This window comes from Dysgonomonas sp. Shenzhen-Wh21, from assembly GCF_043392705.1.
GTDB lineage: Bacteria > Bacteroidota > Bacteroidia > Bacteroidales > Dysgonomonadaceae > Dysgonomonas.
The window spans coordinates 19,876-34,765 of the sequence record NZ_JAIXHZ010000015.1 but is presented as its reverse complement, the minus strand read 5'-3'; the positions used below and the strand labels follow the sequence as shown (position 1 = coordinate 34,765).

General features: G+C 37.1%; 8 protein-coding genes. 5 read left to right on the top strand and 3 right to left on the bottom strand.

Annotation, left to right across the window (positions count from 1 at the left end):
* Positions 1-114: 114 nt before the first annotated feature.
* From LDB17_RS00680 to LDB17_RS00670, 3 genes are read right to left on the bottom strand one after another with little or no spacing between them, the layout of a single operon-like run.
* On the bottom strand, positions 115-2,121 hold the full coding sequence (locus LDB17_RS00680; protein WP_252639607.1) for an ATP-dependent endonuclease: 2,007 nt from the start codon (positions 2,119-2,121) through the stop codon (positions 115-117).
* A 23-nt stretch (positions 2,122-2,144) separates the two neighbouring features.
* On the bottom strand, positions 2,145-3,194 hold the full coding sequence (locus LDB17_RS00675; RefSeq protein WP_252639605.1) for a bacteriophage abortive infection AbiH family protein: 1,050 nt from the start codon (positions 3,192-3,194) through the stop codon (positions 2,145-2,147).
* 13 nt (positions 3,195-3,207) lie between these two features.
* The gene (locus LDB17_RS00670; protein WP_252639603.1) at positions 3,208-4,107 is read right to left on the bottom strand and encodes a hypothetical protein; all 900 of its coding nucleotides are present in this window, start codon (positions 4,105-4,107) and stop codon (positions 3,208-3,210) included.
* Here LDB17_RS00670 and LDB17_RS00665 point away from each other — a divergent pair.
* The 5 genes from LDB17_RS00665 (at position 4,091) to LDB17_RS00645 (ending at position 14,880) form a co-directional block, all read left to right on the top strand.
* Positions 4,091-4,903, top strand: coding sequence for a Bro-N domain-containing protein (locus LDB17_RS00665; protein WP_252639601.1), 813 nt, complete (start codon positions 4,091-4,093; stop codon positions 4,901-4,903). The genes LDB17_RS00670 and LDB17_RS00665 overlap by 17 nt on opposite strands.
* Positions 4,904-5,526: 623 nt before the next feature.
* Complete coding sequence (locus LDB17_RS00660) at positions 5,527-8,625, top strand: glycoside hydrolase family 2 TIM barrel-domain containing protein (protein ID WP_252639600.1); 3,099 nt, start codon at positions 5,527-5,529, stop codon at positions 8,623-8,625.
* A 652-nt stretch (positions 8,626-9,277) separates the two neighbouring features.
* Positions 9,278-10,162 (top strand): AraC family transcriptional regulator, encoded by an 885-nt coding sequence (locus LDB17_RS00655; protein WP_183305332.1) that lies wholly within the window; start codon positions 9,278-9,280, stop codon positions 10,160-10,162.
* Between the two features lie 150 nt (positions 10,163-10,312).
* Positions 10,313-11,578 carry a cellulase-like family protein gene (locus LDB17_RS00650; RefSeq protein WP_252639599.1) on the top strand — a complete coding sequence of 422 codons (1,266 nt, stop codon included), beginning with the start codon at positions 10,313-10,315 and terminating at the stop codon, positions 11,576-11,578.
* A gap of 143 nt (positions 11,579-11,721) precedes the next feature.
* Positions 11,722-14,880, top strand: coding sequence for a TonB-dependent receptor (locus LDB17_RS00645; RefSeq protein WP_252639598.1), 3,159 nt, complete (start codon positions 11,722-11,724; stop codon positions 14,878-14,880).
* The last annotated feature ends 10 nt before the right edge of the window (positions 14,881-14,890 follow it).

Sequence of the window (14,890 nt, the reverse complement as noted above, 5' to 3'; positions counted from 1 at the left end):
TTATAATGTTAATATTTGTTAGTAAAATACAGAGCTTTATTATAATCGCTCTTAGATTTTACTTAACGGGTGGTATACTTTTCAATTATTTTAGTGGACTACTTTTCAATTATATTATACAACATCAAAAGGTTTTCTTTCATTTGCGGGCAACAGAAGGTTTTCTTCCAAGATACTACATAATTCTAACGCATTTTCACCCTTAGCAACTGAATTCAAATATCGAGAGGCCACCAATGCTTTATTCTTTTCTTCTTCGTCCCACGAAGAAGCCTCTAAAGATTGTGCTATTCTATCGTTTTCGGCACTAGTTCTTAATTTATTCAAAGCATCGGAATAGTTCTTTGTCATTAATTCCTTTATTTCTTCTTGGTTCTTCATGGAATCTGTGACAAGTATATCCAACGTAGGATTGTGCAAAATTAAATCATATTCAAAAGTCTTGCTCTTCAACTTGTCCTGACTAAAAAAGTGAATGGTAGCATTAGCATTAAATGCATTGATAATATCTTCGGCATTTTCAGCATACTCATAATTTGCAACTTCACTACAATACTCATAAGGATAGCATTTTTCAAAATGTTGACCGCCATTCCGTTTTTTTCTACTAGGGTCTCTATCCGTCAAACAGACTATCTTTTTAGGTATAGCGTATGGACTGAAAGTGTCAAATAACTTTGTAAAGTGACTGAAATATCTCCCTCCAACGTTAATCACGGCAACATGATTATCTTCCAAAGAATGTCCGATATACTTTGCCATTGTTGCCAAAAGCAATTCTTCTGCAATACCTTCTACTAAAATCACTTTTTGTGCAAAAAGCATATCCGATTTGGTGGCATCTAAAAATCGCTGAACATACGCTTTTGACTTTTTGTCTTCATCAGTCTCACTGAAAACTTTACCCGGATATCCTACCGACAAAATATCATTTTCATTGTGCAGACAAATTATTTCATCCAAAGTAACAGCCGATGTAATTTGTGTTGAATGGGTAGTTACAAATACTTGTCGAACCTTCTTTTTTTCAGCCCTATTCTTTTTTAAGAATTTCAGGAACTTATACTGCATTGCAGGATGAAGGTGTGCTTCGGGTTCTTCAATTGCTAAAATAGGGAATACCTTAGCATTACTTCCTAAATAATTTCCATCAGAATTAACTTGCATTTTTGCCAAAAGCAAGGACATGAAAATAAGATTATTGTATCCTAAGCCATTATGAGTTGCAGGAATCGTTATCCCTGTTTCATATTCAATGATTAATTTCAGTGCGGAAAATAATTCCACATCTGACAAACTTCCGTCAAAGTCCGGATTTGCATGATTGAACGAAGCTCCTGTTTGTTTTGCATAGTCAAGTATCTGTCCCTTGCCTTCCCTCATTCTATCTTGCAATGTTTGAAGTAGTGCATCTGCATTTGTAGAAAAGGCTTCCTTCAATGTTTTTATTTCTGCAAATTTGGTTTCTGTACTTTTGGTTGCATCATTCTTGATATTATAATCCATAAAAAAGTCTAATACCTCTCTTAAAAGCGTATTACGCCCAGAAAACATATCACGTTCAACATCTCGAATAGCGTCTAAAAATTGAAAATCGAATTTTTGTAATGATTCGCTGTCCGCCTGCATTTGCAATGTGGGGTCGCCACCCCAGATTCTTGAAGTGTAGAGCCGTAAGAAATCGTGTTGGATGACCTTCCATGCTTTCTTTGTATTATCCACTTCGGATAAAGCATCTATATACTTTTGCCTTTCGTCTTCAGGCAAGAAAAACTCATACGTAAGCAAGGCTTCGTATGGTGATGCGAGCTTTATCAAATAATTTCCAACAGTAACCAAGTCATCTGAATTGGGATCTTCATCTTTGCTTTGAGAAATCGTGAGGCTAATAGATACTTTGGGCGGATTAGCCTTTAGTTCTTCAATTGTAGTATGCTTATTGAAGTCATGTACATCCAGTCGTTTTGAACTTTGTGTATCAATGGCTAAAGATATTGCCTTCAATACATTACTTTTCCCTGCATTGTTATGGCCAATGATAACATTTATTCCATCATTGAACAGTATTTCTTTTTCTTTGAAATTCCGAAATCCTTTGATTTTTATTTTTGATATATACATGATTGTATGTTTTGATTAATACTTTAGCCAAATAAAACGCCTTCGGTTGGGTAAAAATAATCCATCCGAACATTATTTATTTGTTTGTCTTTAATACCGATATTTTCAAGAGCTTGCCGATGTTTCGGAATCTGTTTTTCATTATGATATGAAACAGTCCATTTTGCCTTTGAATTATCAACACTCTTAAATATTTTTTTTAAATATGGGATATCAACATCTTCAAGAGAGTGACCTAAAATTATTACCTCATCAATATTTTTCATCTTCGTAAAGAACGCTTTATTTTCTTTGATGATATCACTTGTCGGCTTATATGTATCAGTAAAATATGAGTTTATAATATTATACCCTTCAGTTACTCGAACATCCTCTCCGCCCAGTTCTTCCAAAAATTCATTATATACTTCTTCTCCTAATTCTCGTCGGATTTTTTCTAAATCAGGTTTGTTATTAGGCTTTTTGTAATCATGCCCCAAGATTAAATCTGAATCAGAATTTATGGCCTTACCATGAATATGCTTAATATTGGCATTTTTTATTTGATATAGCTTTTCCAAAGTTGAAGTGTAATTGAATGAAAAAAACAGAGATTCTTTCTCTAAATCAAGCATCTGATTCTTTTTATGTTGAATCTCAATCTGAAGTACCCAATCAACAAAATTTTGTTTTAATCCGCTTGTTAGTGGCTCTATAATTCTATTTATTTCATACTGGTAATCATGATGATTGGCCTCACTCCAATCATCAGCTCCATAACTAATTAAATAGTTTGAAGCATGGTCTAATATCTGGTCTTCATCTAAAAGAGCAAGATTTTTTTCAAAATCCCACCAAAAATCTTTTACATTTCCCAAATATGTATCAACCACATTATAAACATCAGGGTCATTCTCTTCTAAGAAGTCTTTAAAGTTGAAATAACTTGATTGAATACCATGATGTAAGTCAAAACCGTTACCTATAACATACAGTTTCGTGTAGCATTGTTTTTTCTTTTTCTTCGATTTTCTCCTTTTTGCACGTAATCTTTTCTTACGCTTTACCCATCGTTGATACCTATCCTGTTTCATATTGTTATTTACATTATTGGTTAGCAATAACTTTAAGATTTATTCCGGCAACTTCTTTCAGATAGTTTTCGGTTACCCCTAATAAAGTTAGTATTTCATTGGTAGCCGCTGCTTTAGAAAATCCCGGCTGAATTATATATATTTCATACTCCATAGGAATTTCCTTTTTAGCAATTGACAATAGTTTTTTCAAATCGTCAGATGAACCAACTTCTAATCGGCTACATGTCTGACCATTCCGATTTTTAGTTTCTCGCCTAAGCAAATGGTTGATAAATTCTGTCCCTTCTTTATGCTTCCAGTGAACTGACTTTTGGGCTTGTCCACAGACTTCATATAGATTCTTCACTTGTTCGGTTACTTTTCCGTCAATGGCAAATTTCAAATGATATAAGCCTACACTAAGTTTATCAGGATGAAGTTTCAAGGTAACAACATCTGCAATCTCACCGGAATAATCATCGTCATATATAATGTCGTAATTATCTTTTTTAAGTTCTTCAATAACTTTATACTGTATAGAATCTGTTATTTTGGGATTTACGTGTTGCGATTCTTTTTCCAATGAAACCCCTTGCCAATTCCAAACAAGTATATTGTCTTTGGGATAGACATTAATAATCTGTTTTAATTGGACGTATTCGTTTCCTGTCAAGGCAGAACCATCGGCAAACCAAATTGTCGGAATATATTTTTCAAAAAATTGAACTCCCGTGTAGGTCTTACTCCCATTGGAAACCTCAACCTTCTCTTTGCTTATTTGAACAATACTGAAATCCGCATAAGGTTCATCTGTCGTAGTATTTTCAAATAATTTTAGCTCAAAATCTGCTTTTTTATGGTCGGTAATTATTGAAAACAATAGTTTGCCATTTTCAAACGGACTTGTCAAGCTAATGTCGGTATTGGCCATATGGGACGAAGAACAGGAGAAATGGTATTTTTCTATTGTTGATGTAATTGAGATATTAACTGACAGTGCCAATCCAAGGCGTTACTGGAGTGACTTGAAGATCAAGTTGCAAAAAGAAGGAAGTCAGTTGTACGAGGATATCGTACAACTGAAAATGCAATCATCTGATGGTAAATTTTATAAAACTGACGTTGCTGATACAGAGCAACTTTTCCGACTAATACAATCCATACCCTCACCTAAAGCAGAACCTTTCAAACTTTGGATGGCACAAGTAGCTTCCGAAAGATTGGACGAAATGCAAGATCCGGAGTTGACAATTGACCGAGCAATGGAGCAATATCTTCGCTTAGGTTATTCCGAGAATTGGATAAATCAGCGACTAAAAAGTATTGAGATTCGCAAAGAATTAACTGATGAATGGAAACGTAGAGGAGTAAAGGAAGGTGTTCAGTTCGCAACATTGACCGATATTATAACACAGGCATGGTCAGATAAAACCACAAAGGAGTATAAGCAATACAAAGGACTCAAGAAGGAAAATCTTCGGGATAATATGACTAATACCGAACTTATTCTGAATATGCTTGCAGAAGCGTCAGCAAAAGATATTTCGCAGGCCACTGAACCGGAAACATTAGAAGATAATATGAATGTGGCTAAACAAGGAGGAACAGTTGCACGTGTTGCCCGAGAAGAATTAGAATTACGCACAGGAAAGAAGGTTGTATCTCCCATCAATGCAAGAAAGGTTTTAGGATCAGATGAAGAAGATAAATCGCAAGATACCAAATAAATATCGTACTTATTCGTGCATATTTTGAATATAAATTCATATCTTTGAAACAAAGAATATAAGTCAACTTCAAGCCAAACGTGGTTTTTGAGAGACAACAAAAAGACAAAAACAGTTACTAAACTGTTACTATTCAGGGTGGATTGTTTTTGTAAGGTATTGACAATTATTAATTTAAGATATATTCCAGGCGTTCCCGCTCGGATCACTAAACAAGAAGCGGTAAATCAATGATTTACCGCTTCTTGTTTTTTTAGTGTTTGGGAAGTACTTAGATTTTTTGAAGTATTTATTTATAATTTATTAAATATTTCACTTTCAAAAAAGCGATTTTTAAATATATATTATACACGTTTTATAGTTAAAATACCTCTCTGAAAAATCTAAGTAGTATAGTGGAGGTATTCAATTTTTCCGTATTAGGCACAATTCCATAAAAAGGAACAAATAAATAATTTAATTAAAAATTTGATAAAATGGGCTTTGTGAAAAGATTTTTCTCATAATCTCATAATCGTCCTGAGACCAATGCGTTATTGGAAGAACTGGAGATTGTTATTTCACATTCTTTTCGTATTTTCGCTGAATAATATCCGTTATCACTCAATCTAATATCATTGAATATGAGACTAACATTCATTTTAGTATTTCTATTTGTAATTACCAATATTACATCCCAAGTTCCCGAATGGCAGAATCCGGAGATATTTGCTGTAAACAAGGAAAAGCACCGGGCAACATTCTTACCTTACCCCGATCAGACATTAGCAATTCAGGACAACTATAATTCATCGCCTTATTTCCAATCATTAAATGGCATCTGGAAGTTCAAGTGGACAGCCAAACCGGCAGATGCTCCTGCTGATTTTTATAAAGAAAATTATAATATCAGCGATTGGGCTGATATGCCTGTTCCCGGGAATTGGGAATTTAATGGGTTCGGCATACCTATATATACTAATATAACCTATCCTTTTCCTGTAAACCCTCCGTTTGTAGATGTGAATGATAATCCGGTAGGTTCATACAGGTACGAATTCGATATTCCGCGAAGTTGGGATGGACGCAAAGTATTTATTCATTTCGAAGGTGGAACTACAGCTATGTATGTATGGGTTAACGGGCAAGAAGCAGGATATACCGAAAATGCGAAAAGTCCTGCCGAATTTGATATAACCCCTTATATCAGGCAAGGTAAGAATACATTGGCTTGTCAGGTATACAAATATGGTGACGGATCATATCTTGAAGATCAGAATATGTGGCGCTTAGGTGGTATCAATAGAAATGTATATCTTTATACTACCGCCCAGACCCGTATATCAGATTTCTTTGCTCATCCTGATCTTGACGCTAATTATAAGAATGGGGTATTTAGTCTTGAGGTTGAATTAAAAAACTATACGAATGAAAATAAAAATCAATCGCTAGAAATCTCCATATTAGATAAGAGTGGCAAAAAGGTATTCAATAAATTCCAGAAAATAGATATACCGGCCAATGCATCTAAAGAAGGCCAGTTCAGAGGTACGGTTTCCAATCCATTGAAATGGACGGCAGAAACGCCTAACCTGTATACTTTGCTTATAACGCTGAAAGATGAGAAGAATAATATTGTAGAAGTTACTTCTCACAAAATAGGATTCCGTAAGATAGAAATAAATGACGGACAGGTATTTGTCAATGGAAAAAAGGTTTACTTCAAAGGTGTGAATATGCACGAATACAATTATAAGACCGGGCAGGTTGCTGACCGTGAAACGATGATGCGTAATCTGCAACTGATGAAAGAGCTGAATATTAATGCCGTGCGTACATCGCATTATCCTCAACCGCCGCTATGGTATAAGCTTTGCGACGAATATGGTATGTATCTCGTAGATGAAGCCAATCAGGAATCGCACGGATTGGGATATGGTCCCGAGAATGTATCTAATCGACCGGAATGGCTCGCTACCCATATGGACCGGATAAAAAGCGTAGTGGAGAGGGATAAAAATCATGCTTCGGTAATCTTCTGGTCTTTGGGTAATGAATCCGGTAACGGAAAAGCGTTTTTCGATATGTATGACTGGGCCAAGCAACGAGACATCAGTCGTCCTGTGCAATATGAACAGGCTCATCAGAAAGACAGGAATACAGATGTTTTCTGCCCGATGTATCCTTCATGGGAATCTATGAAACGGGATGCAGCGAAAGACCTCGGTAAACCTTATGTTATGTGTGAATATGCGCATGCAATGGGCAACAGTATGGGTAATTTTCAGGATTACTGGGATCTGATGCGCAGCAGCAAAAACATGCAGGGTGGTTTCATCTGGGAATGGCACAATCACGGTTATCCAGCGAAAGACGATCAGGGAAGGTCTTTCTGGGCCTATGGTGGCGATCTCGGCGGATACAACCTTGTAAATGACGGTAACTTCTGTATGGATGGTGTTATCACCCCGGATCAGCAATATATGCCGCATACACATATTGTGAAGAAGGTTTATCAGAATATATTGTTTGAGAAAAAAGACCTGTATAATGGCGTTATAACCGTGATAAACGACTATAAATTTACCGATCTCACTGATGATAACTATTATTATGAATGGGTACTTTTAAAGAATGGGAAGATCGATGCCGAAGGCAAATTTGAGGTGCTCGTTCCGGCTGATTCCCGCAAAGATATTAAATTGAATATCCCTCAGGTGAAGGCCGAGGCCGGTGTGGAATACTACTTGCAGGTATTTGCCTATAACAAAAAAGAGACTCCGTTTCTTAAAGCCGGATTTGAAGTAGCACGGCAAGAATTTGCTTTCGATACTAATAATTACTTTGTAAACAAAGCTGGTCCCGGTTCCTTGAATATAATCAAAGAACAGGACAGGATAGTGGTGACCGCAGGCACTCTCAGATATGAGTTTGCCATAAACAACCAATCGAGAAGTCTTATTAGACTTGAAAATAGCGGTAAAAGTGTGATGAATGAGCTACCACGGCTTAATTTCTGGCGGGCACCTACCGATAATGACTTCGGGGCAAACGACCAGATCAATCTAAGGCTTTGGGAAGTTGCAGGAGATAATATCCGTTATCATTTCTCGGGTAGCGAAGAAAAGGAGGGGAATATCACTATCAAGTATGAATGTACATTATCGGCTGTAGATGCAATAGTAAACCTTACCTATACTCTTAACAAAGACGGTAGCCTGACTATCGATTCCCATTATAAAGCCTTATCTGATAATCTTCCTGAAATGATGAGGTTCGGTATGATTATGACTTTAGCGAAAGACTATAATGACTTTAGCTGGTACGGACGCGGCCCGCATGAAAACTATGTAGACCGTAATGCCGAAACATTTATTGGTATATGGAACAGTAAAGTGGAAGACCAGGCTTTCCCTTACTACCGTCCTCAGGAAACCGGAAACAAAACAGATGTAAGGTGGCTGGCTCTGAAAAACTCACAAGGTAAAGGTATATTAATCGAAGGATCACAACCTTTGTCGGTAAGTGCGACTAACAACAGGCCGGAAGATCTCGATCCGGGCAGGACTAAGAAACAACAACATTGGTCTGATGTCCTTCCACGCAAGGAAGTTGTGTTGTGTGTTGATCTCTTCCAGCGGGGACTTGCAGGGCTTGATTCGTGGGGTTCAAGACCGTTAGATAAATATAAATTTAAGAACAATGAGTATGCTTATGGATTTACCATAAGATGTTTACCATGAACTGAATAGAAAAAGCTTACAATGATTCAGAGGCGTAATCCCGTTTTATCTGCGGTTTCATGATGTCGCATGTATATCACGGAAGCACTGCTGAAATTTGCTTTTTAAAATTCAAAAACAGCAAGTTATGTTCATTTGTGGATGTGAGGGATACGACTTAAAAACAACTGGAGTTCGCTACTCTGCTTAGGCTTTTATATATTCAAATTTTTTATATATGCGATGAACGTCTAAAAAAAACGCTTCAAATTTGTGTAGGTATTATACAATTAGAAATGAACAAATATTTATTTGCAATAGCATAGCATATTGTCAATGCTGTTGCAAATGGAATTAACTATCGCCTGTTTATTTCCTAAACTAAACAAAATTGGAATACTTTGGAAAATCAAATGCAGATGGTTACCTTTTAATACTTTTCTTAACTCCCGGAATCTCAAAAGAGCACCTGTTTAACATATTACAATATGAGTGCAAAATACATCATTAATTTTTATTTAGAAGGGATTGAATCTGCTAAAAAACAGAAATGTTAATGGTAAAATACCATAACATGAAGCTAAAATATGAATAATATTATATATATTAGTTCATTATATTTGTAAATAAGCTGTTAACCTGATTATAATATTCAATTAATACTACATTAGATATGATACCGCTATATCAAAAACTACCCTTTGATAATACTAGATATATTAATTTTTATAAGGAAGATTTGCCACATTTCATTGTTCCGATGCATTACCATCCTGAAATTGAAATCATGTATATATTGCAAGGAACAGGAACACGGTTTGTTGGAGATCACATCGACCTGTATGAAGAAGGAGATGTTTGCATGCTGGGGCCTAAAATAATTCATGAATGGCGAAATGATGAGGTCTATTTTCGTAAAGATGCGGGATTAAGATCTTCTTGTTTATGTCTGTTTTTTACAAGTGATATTTTCGAAAAAAACTTTATTTCACTGCCAGAAATGGATAATATCCGGTTATTGCTTGAGCGTTCGCGCCGAGGTATTAAATTTATAGGGGAAACCCGCTCCCGGATAGGTGCTCTTATGGAAGAATCAGCAAAACAGGCAGGTGTAAATAAAGTGGTTAACTTTCTGAGAATTCTGGATGTAATGTCAACAACAGAGGAATATGAATTACTGACTAGTGTAGGGTATACTGAATCGGTCAATTCAACAGACTTCCAGCGTTTCGATAAAATATACCAGTATATCATGAAAAACTTCTCTGAACAAATCAAGCTTGAAGAAGTTTCCGGTTTAGTAGGATTAACTCCTAACGCATTTTGCAGATATTTTAAGGGACGGACGAAGAAGACGTTTGTGCAATACCTTAATGATATAAGAATAGGACATGCAAAAAAACTGCTAATCAAAGGGAGGATGAAAATATCCACCCTTAGTATGGAGTGTGGATTTAATAACCTATCTAATTTCATAGAGCAATTTAAACGCTCAACAGGTATGTCACCCTCCGAATATCAAAAAAGGTTTGGAGTAAAAAACCAAAAAGCAATATAAAACAGTAATTGATAAAATACCAAAACTATTTGAGAAGATCATGGTAGTTTTCCATTACATCTATCCATATCTTTACAATATGAAATACTAGCCTTTTCAGGTAGCTTCATAAACACGATTGATACCATTGAAATACATACAATAAACGGAATGGACAGAAGGCATTTTATAAAAAAAGCAACTGCGACGGCTCTGACGGGAATTGCTTCTATTGATTTAATCAATTCCCAATCGTTGACAGATCATTCCTTTGATAAAAAGGAATATTCTTCAGTCTCGCCAAGAGCTATCACCATGTGGGACTTTTCATGGCTGGAACGTCGTTGGCCGGGTGCCGGGTATGAAGATTGGGATAAAGCCCTCGATGAACTGGCCGACCGTGGATATAATGCCGTACGAATCGACGTCTATCCGCATCTGATAGCAAAAAATCCGACTAAGAGATGGATGCTTAACGAAGTATGGAATCAACAGGTTTGGGGTAGCCCCGATTTGAATGAGGTACAGGTTCAGCCATATTTGAATCAATTTCTTGAAAAATGCAGAGAAAGAGATATTAAGGTGGGAATATCATCATGGTACAGGCAGGATACCGATAATACGGTTATGTCGATCACCTCTCCAGAAATCATGGCTGATTGTTGGATTAAAACATTGCAGTCTATCGAAGCGGATGGACTTTTAGATACAGTTATGTTTGTGGACTTGTGTAATGAATGGCCGGGAAACCTTTGGGCTCCATATTTTTCCAGTCAATATCCGCATGTAGTCTGGGGGCAATGGTATAAAGATGAATCCCTGAAATGGATGAAAACTGCGTTGAAAATAATGAGAGGTAAATATCCGGAAATACCTTTCTTATTCTCTTTCGATCATGGTGATGTGGAAAAATACAATGAAATAGATACTTCATTTCTAGACTTATACGAACACCATATATGGATGGTTCATCAGAATGGTAGTGAGTTCTACAAAGCAGTTGACTATAAAGATGGGCAGTTCTCTCCTCAGGCATACAAGAATGTTGTTGCACGGGCTGAAAAATTATATAAAGAAAAACCCGAATACTGGCAACAACTCCTTGTTGACAAAATCGAATTAATGGGTAAAGTAGCAAAGCAAAACAAACGTCTTGTGGTGACTACTGAATGCTGGGGAATTGTGGACTATAAAGATTGGCCGTTGCTCAGTTGGGATTGGGTGAAAGAACTCTGTGCGTTGGGAACCATAACCGCTGCTAACACAGGAGCTTGGATAGGAATTGCAACCAGTAACTTCTGCGGGCCTCAGTTTGTCGGTATGTGGCGGGATATCGAGTGGCATAGGAATTTGACAAAAATAATCCGCTCTTCCAAACTCGATAAAACGATTACAGAAGATAATGAAATTGTACATAAATTACTAAGAAGAATATAATATAGACAAATTATCAGATTGTAAATAAGCTTAAATTTAATATCAAAACTCTAACTATTACTATGAAAATGGTAGACAAGGTCAATCCGGATATAAGCCCTTGTTAATCATTAGAATTATTAATCTATCAAATTAATTATTTTATGGAAAAAAGAAATAGAATTATTTCCTTTAAGGCCTTTCTTTTCTCAAAAAAGACGGTGCTACTTCCGGTTTTTCTACTCATATTTTGCCAGTTGATACAGGCACAAAGTGGAAAAAACATTGCAGGGATTGTAACTTCCCTCTCAGACAATGAACCTTTGATTGGGGTGAGTGTCGTACAAAAAGGAACAACAAATGGAACGTTAACCGATATCGATGGAAAGTTTGAATTGACTGTTCCTTCCGATTGTGTACTCGAAATCAGTTATATTGGTTTTATCCGTCAGGAAATAAATGTAAGGCCCGGAGATACCGACATCCGGATATCCCTGAAAGAGAATTCTCAGGAATTAGAAGAAGTCGTTGTTATGGGGTATGGTGTTCAGAAAAAGAAACTTATCACCGGCGCTACTGTACAGGTAAAAGGTGATGATATTCAAAGAATGAGCACAGTAAACCCACTTACAGCCTTGCAAAGCCAGACTCCGGGCGTTAACATTACCCAAACTTCCGGTATGCCGGGCGAAGGATTCAAAGTCAACATCCGTGGTATAGGAACCGTCGGAGATTCCAGCCCCTTAGTGGTTATCGACGGAATAGTAGGAGGTGATATAGGTACGCTCAATCCCGGAGACATAGAGTCGGTGGATGTACTTAAAGATGCGGCTTCCGCAGCTATCTATGGATCGAGAGCGGCAAATGGCGTTATCCTTATTACGACTAAACAGGGAAGAAGTGGAAAAGCAACAATCTCATATGATGGATATTTTGGTGTGCAGAATGTGTATAAAATGCCCGATCTTCTTAACGCGCAGGAATATGCAACAATAATGAACGAAGCCAGATTAATGGACGGACTTCCTGAATATAATTTCAGCAGTCTGGTTCCTAATTGGGAAAGTATTGCAAACGGAAGCAATCAGGGAACAAACTGGTTCGATGCCATAAGGAATAAAAATGCTCCTATGCAAAACCATTCTCTCAATATCGCAGGAGGAAACGATCAGGGTATATATTCTATCGGTATCTCATATACTTCGCAAGAAGGTATACTGGGAAAGCCGGTTGAACCGAACTATGACAGATACAATTTCCGGGCAAATTCAGAATTTACTCTCTATAAAAAAGACGGACTTGATATCATAAAATTCGGTGAAAATGTAACATATTCATATACTGAAAAATCGGGTATTGGTATCGGAAACATCTACCAGAACGACTTGCGATATGCGATGCGTGCCAGTCCATTTATGCCTGTCTACGATGAAAATGGCGACTATCATTCTGCTTTGCAATGGAATCTGATGCAGGCAAACCCTATAGCATACATGGATTATGAAAGAGGACAGAATATGCAGAAAAATCATAATCTGAGGGCAAAAGCATTTATAACCATACAACCGGTTAAAAACCTGGTAATCAAGAGCAACTTTAGTATTGGTCTCAATGGAATATCTTATCGGGTGTTCAAACCGGAATATAATTTATCTTCCAATGCATATAGGAATGAGAATTATGTCTCTCAGGAAATGGCGTTAGGCCTTGGATGGCTATGGGAAAATACGGTCAACTACAGCTTTAATCTGAATGAAAAGCACAACTTCGATGTTTTGGTTGGTCAATCATTAGAGCGTAATGGGCTGGGTGAACGTATGAAAGGAGAAAATGTAAATTCCATATTCAATGATTTTGATCATGCTTATCTCACTAATACAAATGTAATCTATGCTGACAAAACGAAATTGATCGGTTCGCCTTATGCCGACAAGCATGGTATTGCTTCTTTCTTTGGACGTGTAAATTATAACTACAAAGAAACATACATGGCCTCATTGATTATGCGCGCCGATGGGTCATCTAATTTTGCAAAAGGTAACAGATGGGGTTACTTCCCGTCCATATCTGCCGGATGGGTAATTTCTAATGAATCATTTATGGAACAGACAAGAGGATTTATGGATTTCCTCAAATTACGGGCGAGTTGGGGACAAAATGGAAACCAGCAAATTGATCCTTATCAATACCTGGCGCAGATTTCCTTTACCAGTTCTAATTATTTCTTTGGAAACGATAAGAAAACAATATCTTCAGGATCATATCCTTCTCTGTTAGCAAATCCCGACGTCACATGGGAAACATCTGAACAATTAGATTTTGGATTTGATGCCCGATTCCTGAATGGACGTTTAGGTGTAAACTTCGATTATTATACCAAGACGACCAAGGACTGGTTAGTTGTTGCTCCCACATTAGACCTTTATGGGGCGAATCCTCCTTATAAGAATGGAGGAGAAATCAAAAACAATGGGGTTGAAGTGGCATTGAACTGGAATGATAATATTGCTGATTTTACCTATGGAGCTAATCTGAATTTCACTTACAATAAAAATGAGGTAACGAAAATAGATAATACAGAAGGTATTATTCAGGGAAAAACCAATGTGTTAAGTGAGGGAATGACCGAAATATACCGTGCTCAGGAGGGTTATCCCGTAGGATATTTCTATGGATATAAAACCTTAGGTGTTTTTCAGACCGAAAAAGAAATAGCGGAATACAAAGGTGCTAAATTATCAAATTCACAACCGGGAGACCTTATCTTCGAAGATTATAATGGAGACGGAGCTATTGACGATAAAGACCGCCAGATGATAGGGAATCCAAATCCTGATGTAATACTTGGTATCGGACTAAATTTTGGATATAAAGGTTTCGACTTATCGATAACTGCAAATGCTTCGTTAGGACATCAGATCGCAAAATCGTACCGTTCTTTCACAGATAATCCTCTTGATAACTACACTACTGAAATATTTGGACGCTGGCACGGGGAAGGTACTTCTAACCGTCTGCCAAGACTTACTTCGGGTTCCAGTTCAAACTGGCAATATATGTCTGATATTTTTATTGAGGACGCTGATTATCTGCGCATTCAGAATATTACGATAGGCTACGACTTCAAAAAACTATTTCCCCGCATGCCTTTGGGACAGGCCCGTCTTTATTTTACGGCACAGAACCTGTACACATTTACGGGCTATTCCGGTCTCGATCCTGAAATAGGCTGGGGTGCAGATGAATCATGGGCTTCAGGTATCGATGTGGGTAACTATCCTGCACCCCGGACGTACATCGTAGGAGTTAACCTTAAGTTTTAGTAATATACAA